The organism is Parapedobacter sp. GCM10030251, from assembly GCF_042666505.1.
In the GTDB taxonomy this organism is placed as follows: Bacteria; Bacteroidota; Bacteroidia; order Sphingobacteriales; family Sphingobacteriaceae; genus Parapedobacter.
Window position 1 is genome coordinate 290,930 of the sequence record NZ_JBHTDN010000003.1, and the last position, 24,519, is coordinate 315,448.

The following is a 24,519-nucleotide window of genomic DNA, read 5'->3' on the forward strand; positions in this document are numbered from 1 at the left end:
AACAGTATGAAAAAAAAGTACCTTTTTTTATTCTTATTCCTCTGCTCGTTGTTGCGATCGACGCGGGTGAAATGGCTATTCGGCTTTGCGGTTTTCTGGTCGCTTTGCTGCCCGACACTCTACGGGGCCGAGCATGCCGCCTATCAAAGGCAAATCAAGGGGATTGTTGTCGACTCCAATCAGGTAGCATTGGCAGGCGCATCCGTCGTAATCAAAGGAACGAGTGTGGGTACCCAGACGGACAAGGATGGGGCGTTTGCTTTTCCTGACATCAGCAACGAGGTCGTACTGGTCGTTTCGTATACCGGCTATGTTACACAAGAAGTTCCGGTTACACAATCCGATCTGGTCATTGTTTTGAAGGAAGATCAATCGGAACTCGGCGAGGTAGTTGTTGTCGCATTTGGCACACAAAAGAAAACGGATATGGTCGGATCGGTCACTTCCGTCAAGCCCTCAAACCTGCGCGTACCTTCGAGCAATTTAACGACGGCTCTCGCCGGTCAGGCGGCTGGCATTATCGCTTATCAACGCAGTGGCGAACCGGGCCAGGATAATGCCGATTTCTTTATCCGGGGCGTCACTTCCTTTGGTACCGGCAAAGTGGATCCGTTGATTTTGATCGATGGTGTGGAGCTGAGTATCACAGAATTGGCTCGCCTTCGGCCCGATGATATTGAGAGCTTTTCGATTATGAAAGATGCGACATCAACGGCGCTCTACGGTGCCCGCGGTGCCAATGGGGTAATTTTCGTAACGACCAAACAAGGGAAAGAAAGTGCCGCATCGATATTCTTCCGCGCAGAAAGTTCGCTTTCGGCGCCGACCCGAAACATTGAACTTGCCGATCCGGTAACGTTTATGAGGCTTTATAACGAAGCGCAATATGCTCGGAACCCGTTTGACGAACCGCTATATAGCTCGGAAAAAATCGACATGACGGCCGAAGGGGTCAGCCCGGTAATTTTTCCGGCGGTTGATTGGCGGAAAGCGCTGTTCAAAGACCAGACAATTAATCACCGGTATAACCTGAATGTTTCCGGCGGTGGCAAAGTGGCTCGTTATTACGTAGCGGGATCATTTGCGCAGGATAACGGCGTACTCCGCGTAGACCCGGTTAATAATTTCAATAACAACATCGACCTCAAAAGCTACACGCTTCGGGCCAATGTTAACATCAATTTAACTAAATCAACCGAGTTGATCGTGCGGTTAAATGGAAACTTTGACGACTATACGGGACCGATTCAGGGTGGTGGGGAAATTTATAATACGGTGATCCGCACCAGCCCCGTTGATTTCCTTCCCTATTATCCCAAAGATGAAGAACATCAGCATGTACAGCACATCATGTTTGGCGGTGTGTCTGGTAGGGCATTCTTGAATCCCTATGCAGATATGGTCAAGGGATACAAAGATTACAACCGTTCCCTGATGATGGCCCAGCTGGAACTGAAGCAGGACTTAGCTTTCCTTACAGAAGGCCTGACATTCCGGACCATGTTTAATACCAACCGGATCTCCCGCTTTGATATTGAACGGGCCTATAAGCCGTTTTTCTACCAATTGGAATCATACGACAAACGGACACTGGATTATTCCATTGGCGTTTTCAACGAAACCGCCGGTGAGGAGTTCCTGAGTTTCACGCTCAATCCGGATTTGCGGGAGCAGCAAAGCGTCTTTTACATGGAGTCGGCGCTGAATTATAACCGTGCTTTTGCCGATCGCCACAACCTGAGCGGTATGCTTGTTTCCATTATGCGGTCCGGGATGAACGCGCGGGCAGGCAGCTTGCAGCTCTCATTGCCATCGAGGAATTTCGGTGTTTCGGGGCGGGCGACCTATGCCTATGACAGCCGGTATTTTGCGGAGTTCAATTTCGGCTATAACGGCTCCGAACGGTTTTATGAGGACAAACGCTTTGGATTTTTCCCTTCATTCGGCGTAGCGTGGACGGTTTCCAATGAGCAGTTTTGGCGGCCGCTGAAAGATAAGATAACCAATTTACGCTTACGTGCAACATACGGATTAGTGGGAAATGACGCCATTGGCTCTGCCACAGACCGCTTCTTTTATCTTTCGAATGTGGAGATGAACGCCGCAAACCGCGGGTTCTCCTTCGGTCGGGAATCCGGAAGAACGTTGACCGGCATTGACATTACCCGGTATTCCAATATTGACATTACCTGGGAAAAGTCTTATAAGACGAATCTGGCACTGGAACTCGGGTTGTTCAATGAAATAACTATTCAGGCCGATTATTTCCGGGAAAGGCGCACAAAAATCTTGATGGACCGCGCAGATATCCCATCCACTATGGGATTGACCGCGCCCGTCCGGGCCAATGTCGGCGAAGCTGAGGGCCAGGGGATCGACGTTTCCGTCGATTACGCCCATAGTTTTTCCAATGGGATGTGGGTACAGGCACGTGGAAATTTCACATATGCTACCAACAAGTACCTGACCTATGAAGAGCCGCTGTATGAAAAAGAATGGTGGAAATCCCGGATTGGCTATCCGCTGAGCCAACAGTGGGGATACATCGCCGAACGGTTGTTTGTTGACGATAATGAAGTGAAAAACTCCCCCGCCCAAAATTTTGGTACAACGAATGTTGCAGGTGACATCAAATACAAAGATGTCAACGGCGATGGCGAAATTACCGCGTTAGACATGGTACCGATTGGCTACCCGACCGTTCCAGAAATTATTTATGGCGGTGGATTTTCCTTCGGATTCAAGGGCTTTGATCTTTCTGCGTTTTTTCAGGGTTCAGCCTACTCTTCTTTCTGGACCGGTGGCACAGTCTACGATGCCGCTTCGGGAGGATACGTGACCGGGCCGTCCAATGTCCAACCGTTTGTCGGCGGGAAACAAATTATCAAGGCATTTGCGAATAGTCATTACTCCCCGGAAAATCCAGACTTGTATGCGCTGTGGCCCCGTTTGGGAACGGAAACGCAGTTAAATAATGTGCAGCCCAGTACTTGGTGGCTGAACGACGGTGCGTTCGTGCGGCTGAAACAGGCGGAATTCGGATATACACTGCCGCAGCAACTGGCCGAAAAGATGTACATGAAAAATCTCCGGATTTACCTCAGTGGTTCTAACCTCTTCTTATTGAGTGGTTTCAAATTGTGGGATGTTGAAATGGGGGGCAATGGTTTGGGATATCCGCTCCAGCGCGTCTATAACCTGGGTGTTAATCTAACTTTTTAGTACCGAAAGCAATGAAGACCTTAAAGACAATTATATGTGGGTTGGTGATGTGCCTGACCGTCTCCTGCCAGAAATACCTCGATATCGTCCCCGATAACGTCGCGACTGTGGAATATGCTTTCCGCATGCGTGTCACGGCGGAGAAGTATTTGTTTACGTGTTATTCTTTTCTCCCTAAAATGGGAGATATGTACCAAAACCCCGGCATGTTCGGTGGCGACGAGCTATGGCTCTCAGCAGACAAAACCTGGTGGTCCAATTGGGTGGTTGCATTGGGCAACCAGAATGTAAACAATCCGGTGTTGGACTATTGGAACGGAGCGAATGCCGCAACAGCACTGTGGATGGGGATCAGTCAGTGCAATATTTTTCTGGAGAATATCCAGAAGGTGCCGGATATGGATGATCGCGAGAAAGCGCAATGGGCGGCAGAAGTGAAATTCCTGAAGGCATATTACCACTTTTTCCTGCTACGTATGTATGGGCCGATTCCGATCATTGACAAAAATCTGCCTATTTCCGCCTCGGGAGAAGAAGTACGTATTTCGCGTAAGCCCGTCGACGAGGTGTTTGATTACATTGTGAACCTGATCGACGAATTGGCACCGGATTTACCCAATGCGGTCCGCGATGAAAATTCGGAACTTGGCCGGATTACGAAACCTATTGCCCTGGGTATGAAAGCTAAAATACTGGTTTACGCCGCCAGCCCACTTTTCAATGGAAATGCGGATTACGAAGGCTTTGCCAACTCCGATGGTACGCCGTTGTTTAATACGGTTTACAGCGCACAAAAATGGGAAAAGGCAGCCGCAGCTTGTAAGGAGGCGATCGATTTGTGCCATTCATTGGGCTACGACTTGTTCGATTTTGAAGGAAGTCAGCAAACCAGGAATATTTCGGAAGAAACACGGCTTCATCTGAATGCCAGAGGTACCCTTACCGAACGGTGGAACCCGGAAATTATCTGGGCCAACACCGGCAGCACTACCCGCGAGCTGCAGGTATGGGCTGCTCCGCGTGTGCTTGAAGCATCCCATATCGGAAATCAGGAACCCAATGGCAGTATTGGTGTAACGATGAAAGTGGTCAATTTGTTCTACTCAAAGAACGGGGTGCCAATCGATGAGGATACTGAATTCGGTTACGCGGAGCGCTTTGCATTACGGACAAGTACCGCGGAGGACAAATACCGGATCAAGGAGGGGTATACCACATCCCGGCTCAACTTCGACCGCGAACCCCGCTTCTACGGAACGTTGGGATTTGATGGTGGCGTTTGGTATGGCCAGGGGCGTTTTGACGATGAAGACCCTTATTACCTTCAGATCAAGAAAGAACAGATCGGGGGTAAGGTACAGGTAGGATGGCATTCCGTAACGGGCTATTATGCAAAAAAATGGATCAATTATACCAATACCTCGGTAAATACCGGAACGTACACTACGGTCAATTGGCCATGGGTCATGCTGCGATTGGGCGACCTCTACTTGCTTTATGCCGAAGCGTTGAACGAATTGAATGGCTCGAATGACGAGAGTATTCGTTTTCTGGACCTGATCCGGGCTAAAGCCGGATTGGAGGGCGTGGTTGAATCCTGGACAGCGCATTCCCGGAACCCGAATAAGTACACGACTGCCGAGGGGTTGCAGGAAATCATTCGCCATGAGCGGGGTATCGAACTGGCATTAGAGGGCGAACGTTTCTGGGACTTGCGTAGGTGGAAAACCGCGCCGGAAGAATTGAATCAGCCGATATCTGGGTGGGACGTCGACCAGGTTACGGCGGAGGCCTATTACCGGGAGCGGGTGCTGTATAACCAGACTTTTGCGCTAAAGGATTATTTCTGGCCGCTTCGGGAAAACGACTTGATCGTGAATAAAAATTTGCTCCAAAATCCGGGATGGTAACTAGTTATATGAGACTTAAAAAAGATATTTCAATGAAGAAGAAACAATTTGTCTCGGTCTTTATTGCTTTCGTAATGGTGCTGGCGGGATGCAAAGACAACGAGATGGGACCGTTGGTTACAAATGGTGATAAGCCCGGCGCCATCTCCAATGTGCGGGTTGAAAATATAGCAGGTGGCGCTAAGATCACCTATACATTGCCATCCGACGAAGATGTGTTATATGTCCTCGCCGAATATCCTTCCACGGCTGGTGGAACGCGAATTACCAAAGCTTCCTCGTATACAAATTACGTGGTACTTGACGGATTTGCAGATACGCAACCGCGTGAAGTTACGTTGTATGTTGTCAACCGTTCGGAAAATCGCTCGGAACCGGTTTCGGTCGCCATCCAGCCGTTAAAAGCCAACCTGCACTTCGTGTTCGAATCGCTACAGGTACGGGAAACGTTCGGAGGAGTCAACGCAACCTTTACCAATGAAAAGGAAGGCGAATACATCTTCTATACGATGACGAAGGATGAAGGAGGTAGCTGGGAACCTTACGACCGTTTGTATACGAATTCCAAAAACCGCGATTATTCCGTTAGGGGGCTAGCTTCGGAACCGACTGATTTTGCCTTCTACTTTACGGATAAGTGGCAAAATTCTTCCGATACACTCTTTGCCAGCTTGACTCCGTTGTTCGAAACCCAGCTTGACAAAGCGTTGTGGAAACATCATCCCCTGCCAAACGATACGTATATACCGGAGTTTGACTCTTGGCGGATCCAAAATCTGTGGGATGGAACGACCGCCAACATTTTTTATGTGAAGCCCAATTTGGAAGGCTTGGTACTGCCCAATTGGTTTACCATCGATCTGGGCCAGGAAGCTAAGTTTAGCCGAATCCGTGTGAATCAGCTTTCACACCACGACTCTTGGATGTTCGCCTCCGGGGCACCGCGTGTATTTGAAATTTATGGCAGCAACGATCCGCCTTCCGACGGCAGTTGGAATAATTGGACATTGTTGTCGACCTATGAGTCGCAAAAACCGTCAGGTTCGCCACTTGGCTCGCCGTTGTCGAATGAAGACCGTGCGGTTGCGATCGCAGGCGAAGATTTTACATTCCCGATCGAGATCGGGTCCTACCGGTACATCCGTTTCAAAACAAACCGTACGTATGGGGGAAATACCAATGTGATGATCTCCGAATTGACGTTTTGGGGTCAACCGATGAATTAACTAACTAGGTGCTGAAAAATTTAAAAATACAACAATGATAGCCAATCAAAGACCATTTTATCAATTCGGTCTTCCCTTTATTTTTCTGTTGGTAATGGTTAGCTGCAAGCGTATGGACGATCCATACCGCGAGTTCATCACCGGCGGGGAGACCATTTATGTCGGCAAGGCCGACTCCTTGGTGGCCTATGGCGGCAAACATCGCGTACTCGTTTCCTGGCTGCTTATTTCAGATCCCAAAGTGACCGGATATAAGCTGTACTGGAATAACGGCCGGGACTCCCTGAAGGGGAATGTCACCAAAACGGACGGCATAGATACCATCCGTTTGGAAGTTGGGGATCTTGCGGAGGGTACGCACCATTTCGATGTATATCTTTATGATCATTATGGCAATTCATCCATAAAAGCGTCCGTGGCAGGTAAGGTATATGGGGAGCGATATGAACGCTCATTGCTCAATCGGGCATACCGGAGTATACGGCGAGTTGGCGACCATCTGGAAATTCGTTGGATGCCGGCCGATGGGACGATGACCCAGGTAGAGGTAAGCTACATCGGGAACGATGAAAAGTTGGTGAAGCACATTGTCCCTGCGCGACGGGAGGTGGACACGCTGTTTCAATTTCCCCGCAATGGTAAATTGAGTTATAAAACAGCTTTCTTGCCGGAAGCGGGCGCGCTGGATACGTTTTATACCGACGAAGAAACGTATCAGGAGGTATTAACAGAGGGCATACTAGACAAAGCCTCATTCGCCCATTTGCCATTGCCGACCGATAGTTACCAACCGGAATTTGATGTATGGGCCATCAAAAACCTGTGGGATAATCAGATTAACAGTCCCAACTTTTTTTACATGAACCCCAACATGGCGGGCCTGACGATTCCCAACTGGTTTACATTGGATCTGGGTTACGCAAGTAGGCTTACAAAAATCAAAGTCAATTCCTTATCGCACGATGCCTACTGGATGTTTAATGTGGGCGCCCCCAGGTCTTTCGAAATCTATGGAAGCAATGCCCCGGCAGCAGATGGCAGTTGGGATAGCTGGACGTTACTGGGAACGTTTGAATCAGTCAAGCCTTCTGGTCTTCCTGTAGGGCAGGTCTCCGATGCGGATCGCGCAGTGGCCGTAGAAGGGGAAACGTTTAATTTGCCATCAACGGATCAGTTTTATAGGTATGTGCGTTTCAAGACCAACGCCACGTGGGGCGGGAACCTGAATGTGATGATTGCAGAGCTGACATTCTGGGGGTATCAATAATTCACAAATTTGATCAATTCCGTTTCGGACTCAATATGAACAATCCATGAATGCTATGTATTTTTTTATCGCGTGTTTGCTGGCTGTGACTCCTTCCTGCAACAAGAATGCCGCAAAAACGGGAGACGAACCGCCTACCTATGCGGTGCCTCCCGAGAAATTGGCCGCTATTCAGGCAGACGATGTCACGATTCAGGTTGATCCTTCTTTTGCTTATTACCAAAATCGCTCCGCAGCGAGCATCGCCGAAGAGATTCAGCTAGCCGGTTTCAAAGCGGTACACTATTTCGTTGTCAACGAAAACCAGGTAAATGGTGAACTGATCGACGCTTTTCACGAAAGAGGTATGCGGGTCTGGCTGCTCACCTTGGGAAATGGCACGTATTCCACCGCCGATTATCCAGCGGGATGGGAGCAGTGGAAAATGGGGCTAAGCAAACGCGAAAATGGCGTAGACGGCTTTACCTTTTTGTCGCCGTTCAATAGCGATTTCGTGGCCTGGAAAAAAGAAAGGCTGGTCAAACTGATGACGGACCATCCATTCGATGGCCTTGAATTGGCGGAATCCTATTTCCCGGAATGGGACGCCATTGCAAAAGGTACGTATGGCGATGTGGGGCCGAATGCAAAAAAGGCGTTCAAAGCGGAATACGGATTGGAAATGCCCGACTTTTCGGATCCCGCTGCAGCTAATTATTACACCAAGCAGCCTGAGATTTATCAACAATGGATCGCATTCCGTGTTGATGCAGTCAACCGCTTTTTAAATGAGTTGATCAATGGGCCGGGGGGAATACGTGAAGCGCGACCGGATGCGCTGATTGCTACCTGGAGTCTGGCGATTGATGCGGGCCCCCAATCTCTGGAAAAGCTGAAAGAGGATCAAGGGCTGGATGCAGCGGCCATGGTGAGTTTGGTAAAGCCCGATGTGCACTATTTCCAGACCCACTGGCCGGATTGGGTAAAACCGGAAACACAGCTGCCCCCCGACTACATGCGGTACTACCAACCGTTTGTAGACCAGCTTAAGCAGGTACACCCCCACGTGCCGATCGGCATCCAGGCCGATATCGGATCTGCGAAGAATATGGTGAAGTCAGCGTACTGGGTAAAGCAATTCGACAAGGCGGCAGCGCAAAACGGATATACCACCTGGACAAGTTACGAATACCACCTTGGCGGGTATATCTTTACGGAAAAGCCACAGCCCATGAAAGCGATCCGGAACGGTACACGTTCGGTAACGGTCTCGTTTAATAAGCGAATCGACGAGAATTCGGCGAAGGAAAAGTCGAACTACCGGTTCACGGTACATGGAAATCCCGTGGCCGTGGACCTGGCGGAAATTGAGGTGGATGGTAATCGGATTACACTGGGGGCAGATAACTGGCCTTCCGAAGCGTTCGAAATCGGATTTAGCCGCATCCAGGATACACCGGACCTGTGGTTTCACAAAGGTTTTCCGGCGAATACGGTAAACGAAAATAGCAGAATAACGGTAAATATTTTGTAAATCGACAGGCTATGGAAAGACGGAAATTCATCCAAATGGTATCTGCGGGGGGCGCGCTGCTCTCCGGTTCGGGTATTCCCCTATGGGCTACAGCGTCGGCAAATCGGAAGAAATCCCGTTTCGAAGTCACCGCCGACGTTGTGGTAGCTGGCGGCGGGCTGGGTGGTTTTGCGGCGACGTTGGCCATGCTGAAAAGCGGACTCAAAGTTGTCCTGACGGAGGAAACCGACTGGATAGGCGGACAGATCACCCAGCAAGGGGTGCCGCCTGATGAACACCAGTGGATTGAGACGCATGGAGCACCGCAAAGTTATCGGGATTTCCGGACGGCTGTACGTGACTATTATCGGCAACATTATCCCTTAAAAGATGAGGCAAAGGCAAATGCGTATTTAAATCCGGGGAATGGTTCCGTTTCGCGACTTTGTCACGAGCCGCGTGTCGCGTTATCCATAATGGAAAGTTTGCTTGCTCCCTATGTGAGCTCCGGACAGTTGACGCTGCTGCTCCGTTGCCGGATTTCCGGTGCGGATATGCAGGGGGATCGGATCCGGGCATTGACGGGAAATTCTCCGCACTTTCAGGAAGACGTGATCCTAAATGCTCGCTTTTTTGTCGACGCAACCGAATTAGGCGATTTACTGCCGCTTTCGCGCACGGAATATGTAACGGGGACGGAATCGCGCAACGAGACAGGTGAATTGCATGCCCCCTTGGAAGGCAATCCGCAAAACAACCAAGCATTTACCATGTGTTTGGCAATGGACTATGAACCGGATGCCGATCACACAATCCCCAAACCCCCGATGTATGACCATTGGCGCAATTACATCCCAAAGCTTTCCCCTCCTTGGCCCGGACGGCTATTGGATCTTCATTATGCCAACCCCAAGACACTACAACCCAAAAAATTAGCTTTTGATCCCAACGGAACGAACACTGGGTCGTTGCTGAATCTATGGAATTACCGTAGGATTATTGATCACCGGCAGTTTGGCGACGGTTTTTACCAAGGCGGTATTTCCATTATGAACTGGCCCCAAAACGATTACATGGAAGGGAACCTGATCGACGTTTCGAATGATGCGTTTCAACACCATGTAGACCGCGCAAAACAACTCAGCTTGTCGATGTTTTACTGGTTGCAGACGGAGGCACCCACGCCGGAAGGTAAGCCCGGATGGAAAGGTTTACGATTGCGGGGGGATGTCCTTGGAACCCACGATGGACTGGCAAAATATCCGTATATCCGCGAGTCACGGCGCATTAAAGCGAAGTTTACGGTTCTGGAAGAGCATGTGGGCGCCGAGCAGCGCAAAATGGTTACCGGCAAGGACGAAAAGTTGGCCGCCGATTTTTTTGACAGTGTGGGCATCGGATATTATCATATCGATCTGCATCCGTCTAACCTGGGGAATAACTACATCGATTTCTCGTCGCTGCCTTTCCAGATCCCGTTGGGCGCCTTGCTCCCCGAGCGCGTAGAAAACCTCCTCCCTGCAAACAAGAATATTGGCACAACCCACATCACAAACGGCTGCTACCGTTTGCATCCGGTAGAATGGAGTATCGGCGAAGCTGTTGGGCTGCTGATAGTTTTTTCCGACGCGAAGCAAACGATACCAGCCCATGTTTGGGAAAACCGGCAGATGCTGGCAGAATTTCAAACGTTCATACGGAAACACGGCATCGATACGCATTGGCCATCTTAAACTGTAATTGCTATACACTTGAAATCCAGAACCCGCACCCTGATTATGAATTGCAATCGCTTACTTTTGTGTCATATGGTAATGAAATTCAATAAACTGTTTCGAACAAATCCTAGCTATGTAAAACGCTGGCTTTGCCTATGGATCATGGGAGTGTCCATGTATTCAACGCAGAACTGTGTCGCGTCAGATTCGATATCAATACGGAATCATCGCATGGAAAAGTCTGTGCTGCTCGATAAAATCAAGGGAGGCTGGGCCGGTCAGACGATCGGAGTGACGTTCGGTTGGCCTTCTGAATTCAAGTATCTGGGCACGTACATACAAGACTATGAAACCATACCCTGGCATGCCGATTACGTAAACGAGGCCATGACCACGTTCCCAGGCCTATATGATGATGTGTATGTAGACCTGACCTTCGTAGAAGTCTTCGAGAAGTTCGGAATGGATGCGCCATTGGATGAATTTGGCAAGGCTTTCGCCGGGAAAGCGTATGAGTTATGGCACGCTAACCAAGCAGGTAGATATAATTTACAACAGGGAGTCCCTGCCATAGAAGCCGGCCATTGGCTGAACAATCCGCATGCGGACGATATCGATTTTCAGATAGAAGCAGATTTCGCGGGGTTGATGAGTCCGGGTATGGCGGGCGTTGCTACAGCCATTACGGATAAAGTGGGCAGAATCGTCAATTCGGGCGACGGTTTATATGGCGGAGTCTATGTGGCGAATTTATATGCCTTGGCATTTGTTCATGAGGATATCTCCTTTGTCATAACCGAGGCGCTCCGTGCGATTCCCGAAGAAAGCAAATTTCATCAGTGCATTTCGGACGTAATTAAGTGGCATAAGCAGTATCCGGACGACTGGAAACAAACTTGGTTCCAGGTACAGAAAAAATGGGCCGAGGATGTAGGATGTCCCCATGGTGTATTTCATCCGTTGAACATCGACGCCAAATTAAATGCCGCCTATGTGGTTACAGGGCTGCTGTATGGGAACGGCGATTTTACCCGTACACTTGAAATCGCAACACGACTGGGGCAGGATTCGGATTGTAATCCCGCCACCGCTGCAGGCGTATTGGGCGTATTGAAGGGATATGGCAGTATACCTGAATATTGGCTGAAGCCACTCCAACAAGCGGAACATCGGAATTTCGGATATACGGACCTTTCTTTGGACAAGGTGTATGAAATGAGCTATCAACATGCACTGGCCAATATCCAGCACCACGGCGGAGATACCGTTGGTACGGGCGTTCGAATCCCGGATTCAAAAGCGTGGACGGTCGCTTTTGAAGAAAATTTTGCCGGACATCATCCAAGGGAATATCTGCCATTGAAAAAGACATTTTCAGATGACATGGCTTTTGACATAGAAGGAATTGGCTTCGTTATCCGGGGATACGTACAAAAGAAAGTGGCCGGCGCTGAAGAGCATCTCATACGCGCGGCGCTTTATATCGACGGAGAAGAAGTCGAGCAGGCAAACTTCCCCAGTAATCCGATAAACAGCAGAACTGAACTATTTTGGCGATACCAGTTGCCTAAAAAAAGGCACCGGGTAGAAATAAAAATTTTATCTCCTCATCCGCAATACGAACTGCATGCGGTCGACTGCTTGATATATGACAGCCCGAAATGAGTAATCGCAACGCGACATTGAACGACCAAACGTTGATGGAACGTCTTAAAAAAGGCGATGAGGTTGCTTTTGCCGTATTGTATGATCGCTATTGGTCGGTATTATTCCAACAGGCACGTCGCTTGCTGCAAGATGAAGACGAAATCAGGGATGTATTACAGGATACCTTTACCACGCTTTGGGAAAAGGCAAACGCCATAGAACCCGCTGTTTCGCTTTCCGCGTATCTCCACGCGCTGGTGCGCAATCGCATTCTGAACCTATTGCTGAGAAGCAAGGTGAAAGATAGGTATTTAGCTTCATTAGCGCATTTTTCGAAGCAGCTCGAACTTCCGGCAGATTATGCGATCCGCGAAAAACAAATGGCACAACGGATCGACGAAGAGCTGGGCCGGTTGCCGGAAAAAATGCGTGCGGTGTTTGAATTAAGCCGGAAGCAAAGCCTATCCTATCATGAAATAGCCGATCGGCTTCATATTTCCCAGAATACAGTCAAGAAGCAAATCAGCAATGCCATTCGGCAACTCAGGCTCAAGCTGCATATTTTTCTTCTTTTTTTTCTTTTCGTCTTACACAAGGTAGCACTCATCTTGTCTTAATAGAAAATGCACGGCAGCGAGCCGGCGAAGATTTATGGATAAGAAGCGTGCGGAACAGTTATTAAGACGGTATCTCGACGGACGTTGTACGCCCGAGGAGCGACACCTGGTTGAATCATGGTATCATGAGCTGCTGAGCGATGAAAAGCAGTGGAATAGAACCGCGGTTGATGAGGAGCAGCTGAAGGACAATGTCTGGAAGTCCATCCGCAAGCGTCGCACAGTGATCCTACCACGGGTTGTAGCGGCGGCAGCAACGTTATTGGTGTTGGCCACTGGGGTTTATTTCTATCGGCAAAAGGCATCTCTGCACCCGGAGAAGACGATGGTGTTAACCGAAAACCCGGTTATCCAGCCGGGAGGGAACCGTGCCATGCTTACATTGGCGGATGGGACAGCGATCAATCTGGATGAAGACAAGGAAGGCGTCGTGATCGGCGCGCAGATCGCTTACCTCGATGGCTCTTCGATCAAATCCTTGGAACAGACAGACCGGCAGCGTTTGGCAATAGCAACCCCAAGGGGAGGGCAATACCGGATTGTCCTTCCTGACGGTACCAACGTCTGGTTGAATGCAGCAACAACCCTGGAATTTGAGTGGCAGCCCGGCAGTGATGAACGCGTCGTCACGCTAAATGGCGAGGCGTATTTCGATGTGAGCAGCAGGCAGAGCCGTGGGACGGAAAAAGCGGTGTTTAGGGTGAAAACGCGACGGCAGGAGGTAACCGTGCTGGGCACCGGGTTCAATGTGTCTGCCTACGAAGAATCGTCGCAAACGGTTACTACGCTCGTACAGGGCAGGGTACGGGTTGCCGACTTACATCCCGGGCGCAACGGACGGTCTGACGGAACTTGGGTATTGGAACCGGGTTTTCAGGCCGTTACAACCGCACAGCACACTCGGACATCGGTTGCCAATCTGGCATCCGCCGTCGGATGGAAAAATGGCGATTTCGTTTTTGACGGTTCCTCCATTCAGGAAATTATGCAGCAACTGTCGCGTTGGTACGACATTGATATCCAGTATCGCGGCTCCATACCAACCGAAGCATTCGGCGGGAAAATAGCAAGAAAAAAAGACATCACAGATGTATTACGCGTACTGGAGCTTACCGGAGGCGTCACCTTCGCCATAGAAAATAGGACAGTTATCGTTAACCCTTAATAAGATGAAATGGAAGCAGGATGATACCGACTTATTTACGTGGAGCATGACTACACGCTAACCAACCTCCAATGGAACACTTTTTAATAACCAAATTAAGAACAAAATGAGATTATTGACATTTTTCATGTTGCTGACCTGTATTCAGGTGAACGCCGCCGCCATGGCCCAACGCGTTACCTTAAATGTCAGGAATGGGCTTTTGGTGGATATCTTCGACGAAATCCGCCGACAAAGTGATGTCGACTTTGTGTATCGTGATGCCCAGATTAAACGAGCAAATCGCGTAACGATTAACGTCAGGCAGGCGCCACTGGCGGAAGCGCTGGCAGCGGTTTTTAAGGATCAACCGTTGACCTACAAAATCGAGAATAACACGATCGTTGTACAGGAAAAGCCGTCGGTTAAAGCGGAGGGCACACCCGAGAGACAAACGTCCACACAGCAGCCTGTTTCAGGCTCGGTGGTCGATTCGGCAGGCACACCTATCGCTGGAGTTTCCGTAGCGATCAAGGGACAGGCCCGAGGCACGATTACTGGGCAAGATGGCCGGTTCACCCTCGAGGCACAGGCTAGCGATGTCTTGGTCTTTAGCATGGTAGGATATGAGTCGTACGAGGTAGCGGTAGGTACCGGTAATATCCGGGTGGTGCTGGCGATGTTGTCTTCCAATTTGGAGGAAGTCGTGGTGGTTGGATATGGGGTGCAACGGAAACGGGATCTTACCGGCGCGGTTAGCCAAATAAAAGGAGAGGATCTCAAGAATATGCCCGTGCGGAATGCGACGGAAGCGTTGCAGGGACAAGTAGCCGGGGTACTAATTACGTCAACCGGGGGAAGCCCCGGTACGCCGCCCGCGGTCCGGATTCGGGGTATCGGTACCGTTAATGACAACAATCCCTTGTACGTGGTTGACGGACTGCCTCAATCCGATATCGGCTGGCTTAACCCCAACGACATTACGTCAATGGAAGTATTGAAGGATGCTTCGGCGACCGCTATTTATGGTGCCAGGGCAGCCAATGGCGTCATCATGGTCACTACCGCTAAAGGGGCGATGTCTGGTAATGAGCCTCATAGTTTGGTCACTTACGACACGCATGTGGGTTTTCAAAACCCGGTAAAGACCTACGATATGATGAATGCTGCCGAATTTATGGAGTATAAAAACCTGGCGAATATAAATGCCGGCTTGGATCCGTTTTTCACGGATGGCGAGAAATCGGAGGTGTTGAATTTTCTGCGGACGAATTTTGGCAGCGAGGAAGGAACCAATTGGTGGAAAGAAATCAATAATCGGAATGCGGTCGTTCAAAACCATGGGGTTTCAATATCCGGAGGAATGAAGGACTTGGCTTATCGGACCAGTCTGCAATACATGGATCAGCAAGGGATCATCAAAGGATCGGACTATGACCGTTTATCCTGGCGCAGCAATTTCAACCATAACATCCGCGAATGGTTGCGGCTTTCGGGCAATTTTGGCCTGATCAATGAAACCCGGGGGAATGTACTGGAGGGAAGCCCAGGTTTCAATACCGCATTTATCGCATTTGCTGCAGACCCGATTTCACCGGTGTATCGGACCAATCTGACCAATATCCCGGGCTTTTTACAAGATGCCTTTTTCCTGGACCGCATTGACCAGAATAATCCTTGGTCGTTTTATTCGCCCATTTTGCTGACCAATAAGCAAAATCCCGTGTCGCAGACCGCCATCTACGAAAACAACAAATGGCGGGGAAATGCCATCAAAGGGGGAGGCGCTTTGGATATTGATTTGTATAAAGGGTTGAAATTCAGAAGCAATTTCGGTATCGACATGGCTAGGGGTGTATCGGATGGTTTTACACCCGCTTATTACCTGGATGGCGAGCAGTTTAATACGGATGCAACGGTAAGCAAAAGCCATTCAAAGACGGATTATTGGGTGTGGGAAAATACGTTGTCCTACGAGAAAAGACTGGATGAACATTATTTCACCTTGTTGGCAGGGACCTCTGCGGAAGAGTGGAAAAGCGAATCCACCGGGGCGTCTAAACAGGGATTGGTGTCCAACGACCCGAGCCAGTGGATCATCGACGCTGCCAGCATCAACCCGGGTGCGTCCGGTTCCAAATGGGAAATGGCCCTCAATTCCTATTTCGGCCGGGTGTTTTATTCGTTCAAGGATCGTTATATGATTACGGCCAACTTCCGGTATGATGGGTCATCGAATTTCGGAGATGGACAGCGATGGGGCGCATTCCCGTCGGTTTCTGTAGGATGGAATTTCAAGGACGAATCGTTCCTTGATGGGTGGGATTGGCTTAATACGGGCAAACTCCGCGCCAGCTGGGGCCAGATCGGCAATCAAAATATTAGTCGGGGGGCTTACTTGACTACCTATTCGGGTAATATGGGTTACTATCTTTTTGGACCCCGTGTTCCCCAACTGGGCGGCGGAAGTAACTATCTGGGCAACTCACTGGTCCAATGGGAAACCACCGAGCAGCTAGATTTAGGTTTGGAACTTGGCTTCCTTAACCGGAAGTTGAATGTAGTGGTGGACGCTTATCAGAAAACTACCGACGGCATGTTGCTCAATGTACCGCTGCCTCTTTACCTGGGCTTCCCCAACAATCCCTGGAGCAATGCCGGAGGTGTACGCAATCGAGGAATCGAGTTTGATCTGTCCTATCAGGATAAAGCCGGAGAATTGGGGTATTCCATCGGTGTGAACGCCTCGACATTCCAGAATAAGGTGCTCAGCTTGGGAGGTGGGGAACCTATCGCCGGCGGGGGGTGGATCAACTATACGACGACCCGGACGGAGGAGGGGATGCCCATCGGCTATTTCTATGGATTTAAGACAGACGGCATCTTCCAGTCACAGCAAGAGGTGGATGATTACATCCAAACAGGCGCCAGGCCAGGCGACCTGCGGTTTGTGGATACCAATAACGACGGAGCCATCAACAACAACGACCGCACAAATATTGGCGATCCCTTCCCGGATCTGACGTATGGATTGCGGCTGGGACTTGATTATAAAAACTTCGATCTTCAATTGGTGATGCAGGGGACATTGGGCAATGATATCATGAATATCGCCAAAATAGATATGAAATCAGGTGTGGGTTGGTACAATGCACCCAAGGAGCTCATGGACGAGGCGTGGTCGCCTACCAATCCTAGCAATACACAATTTGCCATCAATGCGACGAATACGAACAACCTACAGGTTTCCGATTGGTTGGTTGAAGACGGATCGTACCTGCGTATGAAGAGCCTGCAAGTCGGCTACACCTTTCCCAAGACGATGATGGAGGCCATCAAACTGCAAAACATCCGTATTTGGGCAGGCGGTTATAACTTGTTGACGTTTACCAAATATTCCGGGCTGGATCCGGAAATCGGAAGCGGGTCGCCGTTAAGTATGGGCGTCGACCAAGGATACTATCCGCAGGCAAAGTCATTTATGTTTGGAATTAATGCGAGCTTTTAGTTCATGTATAAAGATATTGACATGAAACTGTCCTGTCAGGTTCCATCAACCCTTTAAAATTATTATTCCGATGAATAAGAAACGATATATTTTGGGCATAGCCACGCTTATACTGGTAATTTCAGGATGCAGTGGCGATTTTCTCGACAGACAACCCTATGGTGTGTTGAATGAAGAAGATTTTTTTAAGACAAACGATGCGGGTATCAAACTAGTGACCAGCTGCTATCAGCCCATGTTGGACGGATGGGGATACTCCGTTAACAAGGTAGCGCTTGGGGACGAAGTCGTGGACAATGCAGATGCCGGCGGGTCGGATCCGGGCGACCGGCCGCAGACTACCGAAGTGGGTAGGGGACGTCCGTTGACATCCAATCCGCTCCTGCTCGAATGTTGGTCAAACCGGTTCAACGGCATTGGTAAATGCAACATCGCGCTGGATGCCATTACCCGGGAGGGTGGCAATCTCGTATCGGGTGGAGTAGCCATACCTCAGGAGACGGTCGCACGGTATCTGGCTGAAATACGTTTTTTGCGCGCCTGGTATTATTTCGACCTCATCACCGTATTCAAGGAAGTTCCTTTGGTAACCACCGTGGAAGAAACCGCCACACGCAAGGAAAAAGCGCACATTGCGGAACTTCGGGAACAGCTATACAGCGACCTGGACGCAGCAATCAACGAGTCTAATTTTCCGCGGTTGAAGCAGCTCGCTGCATCAGAAGCGGGGCGGGCTTCGAAAGATGCTGCCTTTGCCTTGAAGGCGCGGGCGGCCTTGTTTTTCGCGGGCTTAATGGAACAGGGCATTTTGGATGGTGATGCCACTGCAGAGTATGTGATTGCCCGCACAGCCGCGGAGGAAGTGGTCAAGAACGGCGGATTATCGCTCCTGCCCGATTTTCAGGATCTCTACCGGGGTGATTACGAGATCGGACCTTTCTCTAGCGAAAACATCTTTGGGGTTTTGCGGGATTATAATCCGGCGTTCGGCCTAGGCGGGGACGCATTTGCCATCATGAATGTCGGTCGGAATAACGTAGGCGGATATGGGGGAAATACACCCACACGAGACCTGGCTGCTTCATACGATCCGACCGATCCGCGCAAGTTGTTCACCATCATCAGTCACAACGACATCTTCCGCACCTCTTCCGGAGGCCAGGAAGTCCATAACTATCAGGGGTATTTTAACGATTACAACCTGCAGCACAGCCGCAAGGCATTCGTTCCGCAGCAATATCGCGAAAACAACGATCTCTTGCGCAGCAATTGGCAGCCCTACTGGTTGCGCTATGCAGAGGTGCTGCTCATTTATGCAGAAGCATCGTTGAAAAGCAACGGCAGTGCTACAGAGGTCGTTGAGCGGATTAATGAAGTAAGGCGGCGGGCTTTCGTCACGACGTCGAAAACGGATGCACCGGCTGTTTTCCGGAAATTCGCCGCCGACCTGAAACCCATCAACGAGAGTCTTTTCCAATCGGCATATGCCGTAAAAGCCTCGGACGACTTATTGGCGGCTATTAAACGCGAACGCCGGGCGGAATTGGCATTGGAAGGGCTGCGTTTATACGATTTAATCCGCTGGGGTGATTACGCCACCACCATGCAGGCATTTTATAAAGCCTATGGTTTTGCGGATAAAGGACGGGATGCCAGTGCCAACAGTTGGCCATTCCCCATTCCGCAGATCGAAATCGATCGTTCCAATGGCAAACTAACCCAACATGCTAATTATTAATGCGTAGCTTAGAAAAATGGAAGTAAAGACATATAACCGGCGGGCGTTTGTAAAAGCGGCGTCAGTAGCGATTGCAGGAGCGGGGGTATTGCACCACTCGTTGCTGCAAGCGCGTCCTTTGGCGGTGGCAAGGGGAAAGCGCATAGGCGTGATCGGTTTGGATACATCGCACAGCGAAGTATTTACAAGGATGATTAATACAGGCGGAGCGGAAATGCGTGGTTACCAAGTGGTCGCGGCCTACCATCCTGCGACGAACCGCGATATTCTTAACCTCAGGCCACAGATGGCCGCGGCGGTGCAAAAGCACGGGGCGCTGCTTGTAAACAGCATGGACGAATTGCTGGACGCGTGCGATGTGGTATTGCTGGAAACGATTGACGGAGTTCCCCACCTCGAACAAGCACTGCCGGTACTGAAAGCAGGCAAGCCTGTCTTTATTGATAAACCCCTTTCCGCAACGCTGGAGGGAGCAAAGGCGATTGTCGCCGCATCGGAAAAATACAAAACTCCTTTCTTTTCTTCCTCGTCTCTTCGTTTTGATGAAAACGTGCAAAAGGTAGTCTCAGGTAGCATCGGCCGCGTAACGGGAGCCGATGTATTTACGCCCGCAGAGATCGAGCCCAGCCATTTGGATATGGCGTGGTACGCCCTCCATGGGCTCGAAATGCTATATGCGGTCCTGGGCCGGGGCTGCGTGTCCGTAACCCGTCTGTACCAGCAGGATACCGATATCATTGTGGGTACCTGGGAGGACGGGCGGATGGGCACCGTTCGTGGTGTACGGAAATGGCCTGTCGGAATAGCCGGCACGGCATTCGGCGAAAAGGGGACGGCGGCATTGGGGCCTTTTTCGGAAGCTGCTTATCAGCAATTGGTCGGTCAGATCATTCAATTCTTTGATAGTAAGGTGCCGCCGGTCAGCGCAGCAGAGACGTTGGAGCTTTTTGCGTTCATGCATGCGGCCGACGAAAGCCGTAGGAACCAAGGACGGCCCGTTGCCTTAAGATCTTTATAGTAGTTACCAATGAGATGTGAACCCAGGTGAATTAGCATCAGGACTCCATCTGACAATTAAAAGCAAGAATAAATGAACCAATCATTGATTTCCTTTTGTTTGGGAATCGCTTTATCAGGTCTACTGGCATCCTGTAACCATGCCGGCAGCAGCGATCCGACGGTGAAACCCGACAGTAGCCGTTATACACGTACCATATTGGCCGAGGGGCTGGATGAGCCGATGGAAATGGTCATTCTTCCGGGTAACGATGTGCTGTTCGTGGAGCGAAAGGGCGGAGTACGACTGTATAAGGATGCAACGAAGGAACTCCGTGCTGTGGCAAACTTCGAGGTGTTCAGCGGCATCGAGGATGGGCTGCTTGGCGTGGTTGCCGACCCGGATTACGAGAAGAACCATTGGCTGTATTTTTATTATGCGGTGGCGGGCGAGAAGGCGGTAAGCAGGTTGTCACGGATGGAGTTCCGCAACGATAGCCTGCTGCGGTCGACGGAAACGGTCATTCTTGAAATCCCTACCCAGCGTATTTATTGCTGCCATTCTGCGGGGTACCTCAGGTTTGACCGGAATGGCAATCTCTATCTGTCCACAGGCGATAATACCAACGCCGAGGAAACAGAGGGATATACACCGGTGGATGAGCGTCCGGGAAGAGAGCTTGCTGACGATCAGGCGACCGCGGCCAACACGAACGACCTGCGGGGGAAAATCCTGCGAATCAAGCCATTGCCCGAAGGAGGGTATGCGATACCGAAAGGAAATCTGTTCCCAGAAGGTACCGCGAACACACGCCCCGAGATCTACGCGATGGGCATGCGGAATCCGTACCGCTATAGCATCGATGCGGAAACAGGTTACCTCTATTTCGGGGATGTCGGTCCAGATACGAAGTTGAAAGCTTCGGATGGAGAGCTGATGAGCTTTGACGAGATCAACCAGGTGCGCGAGCCGGGTTTTTATGGATGGCCTTATTTTTTGGGTAACAACGAAGTCTTTGGGAAATACGATTACGCAACGGGCGAACTGGGTCCCGGAAAAGATCCCGTGAAGCCGCTGAATGAATCACCCAACAACACCGGTCTGAAGGAGCTACCGCCAGCCCAACCGGCAATGATCTGGTATGGCAAGACGAACTCGAAATATTTTCCACTGGTAGGTAATGGCGGGGCGAGTGCCATGGCGGGCCCGGTTTACCGCAGTAAGCATTTTAAAAATGCACCCTACAAGCTCTCCGAATACTACGACGGAAAACTTTTTATCTACGAGTGGATACGGGGATGGATCATGGCCGTGAGCTTCGATGAGGCGGGGAACTTCAAGGAGATGGAGCCGTTTCTGGATCATTGGAAATTCGATGCACCTGTGGATATGCAGTTTGCACCGGATGGCGCTATTTACATGCTCGAGTATGGTACGAACTGGTTCTCCAAGAATACCAACGCCCGCCTGATTCGGATTGAATATGCGGAGGGCAACCGCAAGCCGATTGCTTCGATCGCGGTGGATAAACAATACGGCGCAGCACCGCTGACGGTATCCTTATCAGGTGGTAACTCAAGCGATCATGACGATGGAGACAAACTATCTTTCAGCTGGCGCATTGAAGGCAAAGACTATGCGGATGAGACCATATCTCATACGTTTGATAAACCCGGCACGTACGAGGCGGTACTTACCGTGACCGATGGGCATGGCGGTGAGGGGACTGCATCAACCCGTATTTACGTGGGGAACACGCCGCCCGAGGTGCATATCCGTACCTCAGCCAACCGTAGCTTTTACTGGGATGGTGGTGCACTGGATTACAAGGTGGAAGCAAACGACAACGAAGACCAAGTGCAGGTGGAAGATGTGGCGCTGGCATTTGGTTACATACCTAACGGTAAGGATGCAGCATTGGTGTTGAGCGGCGGACAGAATCCGAATAGCCTGCGTCACTTGAAAGGGCAGCAGCTGATAGCCAGTTTGGATTGCAAGTCCTGCCATTCCATTGACAAAGAGTCGGTAGGCCCAACCTACCAGGCTGTGGCTGCGCGCTATGCAGGGAAACCGGGTGTTGAGGCGCTGCTTGCAGATAAAATTATCAAGGGCGGTAGCGGTAACTGGGGTGAACGGGCAATGTCCCCACATCCTGAACTGGCGGAAACAGACGCACAGGAAATGGTGCGCTATATCCTGTCGCTTGGACAGCAAGGGCAGAAACTACCGCCGGAAGGACGTCTCGCGCTGGATGCCCACCGCAGCGACGACCCGAATGGCGTGTATCTGCTTAGTGCCCGTTATACCGACCGGGGTGCCAACGGAATTCCGCCGTTGAATGGACACGACCACATCCTGCTACGCAATCCGACGATTCAGGCGGAGGATTTCGATTCAGGCAACGTACGGATCGCGACGGTTACTACCGCTTTTATGTCGTATGTGTACGGTATACAGAACGGGAGTTACATCGCTTTCAAGCAAATAGACCTGACGCATGTGCGTCGCATCGGCTACCGTGCGCAAGCTAGTGGGGTAGGCGGGACCATTGAAGTACATTTGGACAGCATCGGTGGGCCGCTGGTTTCCCGCCTGGAGATACCATCCGGTAATTTCAGCGGTGCCGAAGCAGGCTGGAAGGAATTAATGGCACCGGTCGATGAAACCCAGGGTGTGCACGACCTTTATTTCGTATTCGTAAACGGCGAAGCGGCAGATAAGGCCCTGTTCAGTATGGATTGGCTGAAATTCTATAACCGGTAAGGGGGAAGGTTATGCCGATATCGCTGCGGGTCCGGCTTTCGCTGGCCATGTTTCTGGAATTTTTCACGTGGGGCGCTTGGTACGTTACGCTGGGAACCTATCTTTTCGATCGGTTCGGCGCGAGCGCTGTGCAGGTCGGGTCGGCCTATGCCAACTTTTCCCTTGCCGCGGCGCTGTCGCCGGTCTTTGTGGGATTGATCGCCGATCGTTATTTCGCGGCCCAGCGGGTGCTGGGTGTGCTGCACTTGCTGGGGGCGGGTGTATTGGTGTTATTGGCACGTATAGACGATTATGGGCCGTTCTGGTGGCTGCTGCTGCTGTATACGTTGCTGTATGCACCTACAATGGCCCTGATGAATTCCGTTACGTTCAGGCAACTTAAGGACGGAGGGAAGGAGTTTCCGTTTATCCGGGTGTTTGGTACGGTCGGTTGGATCGTTGCGGGACTGCTATTGGGGTACCTAGGTATTGAAAACAGTGCTTCCTTATTCTACATGGCTGCCGGGTCATCCGCTGCATTGGGTTTGGTAAGTTTTACGCTTCCGGATACGCCGCCCGAACGAACCGGAAATACCAGCTTGGGCGCTGTACTGGGGAAAGAGGCGTTGGTATTGTTCAGGCAGCGATCCTTTTTGGTCTTCTTTCTTTCGTCACTCGCGATCTGCATTCCCTTATCTTTTTACTATAGCTTTGCAAATCCCTTCCTGAACGATGTCGGTATCGTGAATGCCGCCGGAAAGATGACATTGGGCCAGCTTTCGGAATTCTTGTTTCTGCTGGTGATACCGTTTGCGTTTAAACGATTCGGAATCAAAGCTATGTTGGTCGCAGGGATCGTTGCGTGGATTATCCGTTACCTACTGTTTGCCTACGGCGACGCCGATAGCCGGATCAGCATGCTATACGTGGGCATCCTGCTGCATGGCGTATGCTACGATTTCTTTTTTGTGACGGGGCAGATTTATGTCGACCGTGCCGCGGGCGAACGTATCCGCAGTGCAGCGCAAGGGTTGATTACCTTCGCGACATACGGCGTGGGCATGCTGATCGGTTCGTATGTTTCGGGACTGATCACCGAATGGTTTGCATTGCCCGCAGATGCAGCCATGCAGTTCGATTGGCAGGGGGTCTGGTTGATTCCGGCAGGCATTGCCGCAGTGGTACTCGTGGTGTTTTTGGTGACGTTTCGGGACCGACCCTCCAGCGGATCCGAAAGCATAGTGAAGCTCGGGGATGCGGCAATAGAAGATACAAATAACATAAGATGACA

General features: G+C 50.5%; 14 protein-coding genes. All 14 read left to right on the top strand.

Annotation, left to right across the window (positions count from 1 at the left end; all coding sequences use genetic code 11):
- Positions 1 to 6: 6 nt before the first annotated feature.
- The 14 genes from ACFQRK_RS10590 to ACFQRK_RS10655 all read left to right on the top strand — a co-directional run bounded on the left by ACFQRK_RS10590 (position 7) and on the right by ACFQRK_RS10655 (position 24,517).
- Positions 7 to 3,222, top strand: a complete 3,216-nt coding sequence (locus ACFQRK_RS10590; protein WP_379006347.1) for a SusC/RagA family TonB-linked outer membrane protein — start codon at positions 7 to 9, stop codon at positions 3,220 to 3,222.
- Positions 3,223 to 3,233: 11 nt separating this feature from the next.
- Positions 3,234 to 5,132, top strand: a complete 1,899-nt coding sequence (locus ACFQRK_RS10595) for a RagB/SusD family nutrient uptake outer membrane protein (RefSeq protein ID WP_379006350.1) — start codon at positions 3,234 to 3,236, stop codon at positions 5,130 to 5,132.
- A gap of 32 nt (positions 5,133 to 5,164) precedes the next feature.
- Positions 5,165 to 6,358 carry a DUF5000 domain-containing lipoprotein gene (locus ACFQRK_RS10600; RefSeq protein WP_379006352.1) on the top strand — a complete coding sequence of 398 codons (1,194 nt, stop codon included), beginning with the start codon at positions 5,165 to 5,167 and terminating at the stop codon, positions 6,356 to 6,358.
- Positions 6,359 to 6,392: 34 nt separating this feature from the next.
- On the top strand, positions 6,393 to 7,625 hold the full coding sequence (locus tag ACFQRK_RS10605) for a DUF4998 domain-containing protein (protein WP_379006354.1): 1,233 nt from the start codon (positions 6,393 to 6,395) through the stop codon (positions 7,623 to 7,625).
- A 55-nt stretch (positions 7,626 to 7,680) separates the two neighbouring features.
- Positions 7,681 to 9,138, top strand: coding sequence for a hypothetical protein (locus tag ACFQRK_RS10610; protein ID WP_379006356.1), 1,458 nt, complete (start codon positions 7,681 to 7,683; stop codon positions 9,136 to 9,138).
- Between the two features lie 11 nt (positions 9,139 to 9,149).
- Positions 9,150 to 10,850 carry an FAD-dependent oxidoreductase gene (locus ACFQRK_RS10615; protein ID WP_379006361.1) on the top strand — a complete coding sequence of 567 codons (1,701 nt, stop codon included), beginning with the start codon at positions 9,150 to 9,152 and terminating at the stop codon, positions 10,848 to 10,850.
- A 216-nt stretch (positions 10,851 to 11,066) separates the two neighbouring features.
- Entirely contained in the window at positions 11,067 to 12,500 is a 1,434-nt protein-coding gene (locus tag ACFQRK_RS10620) for an ADP-ribosylglycohydrolase family protein (protein WP_379006363.1), read from the top strand.
- Complete coding sequence (locus tag ACFQRK_RS10625) at positions 12,497 to 13,099, top strand: RNA polymerase sigma factor (protein WP_379006365.1); 603 nt, start codon at positions 12,497 to 12,499, stop codon at positions 13,097 to 13,099. Before ACFQRK_RS10620 ends, ACFQRK_RS10625 begins: the two co-directional genes overlap by 4 nt.
- Before the next feature lie 34 nt (positions 13,100 to 13,133).
- The gene (locus ACFQRK_RS10630; protein ID WP_379006367.1) at positions 13,134 to 14,264 is read left to right on the top strand and encodes a FecR family protein; all 1,131 of its coding nucleotides are present in this window, start codon (positions 13,134 to 13,136) and stop codon (positions 14,262 to 14,264) included.
- A gap of 106 nt (positions 14,265 to 14,370) precedes the next feature.
- Complete coding sequence (locus ACFQRK_RS10635; RefSeq protein WP_379006369.1) at positions 14,371 to 17,751, top strand: TonB-dependent receptor; 3,381 nt, start codon at positions 14,371 to 14,373, stop codon at positions 17,749 to 17,751.
- 70 nt (positions 17,752 to 17,821) lie between these two features.
- Positions 17,822 to 19,489, top strand: coding sequence for a RagB/SusD family nutrient uptake outer membrane protein (locus tag ACFQRK_RS10640; protein ID WP_379006372.1), 1,668 nt, complete (start codon positions 17,822 to 17,824; stop codon positions 19,487 to 19,489).
- Between the two features lie 16 nt (positions 19,490 to 19,505).
- Positions 19,506 to 20,507 carry a Gfo/Idh/MocA family protein gene (locus tag ACFQRK_RS10645; protein ID WP_379006374.1) on the top strand — a complete coding sequence of 334 codons (1,002 nt, stop codon included), beginning with the start codon at positions 19,506 to 19,508 and terminating at the stop codon, positions 20,505 to 20,507.
- A 72-nt stretch (positions 20,508 to 20,579) separates the two neighbouring features.
- Complete coding sequence (locus tag ACFQRK_RS10650; protein ID WP_379006376.1) at positions 20,580 to 23,249, top strand: PQQ-dependent sugar dehydrogenase; 2,670 nt, start codon at positions 20,580 to 20,582, stop codon at positions 23,247 to 23,249.
- An 11-nt stretch (positions 23,250 to 23,260) separates the two neighbouring features.
- Positions 23,261 to 24,517 carry an MFS transporter gene (locus ACFQRK_RS10655; RefSeq protein ID WP_379006379.1) on the top strand — a complete coding sequence of 419 codons (1,257 nt, stop codon included), beginning with the start codon at positions 23,261 to 23,263 and terminating at the stop codon, positions 24,515 to 24,517.
- Positions 24,518 to 24,519 lie beyond the last annotated feature (2 nt).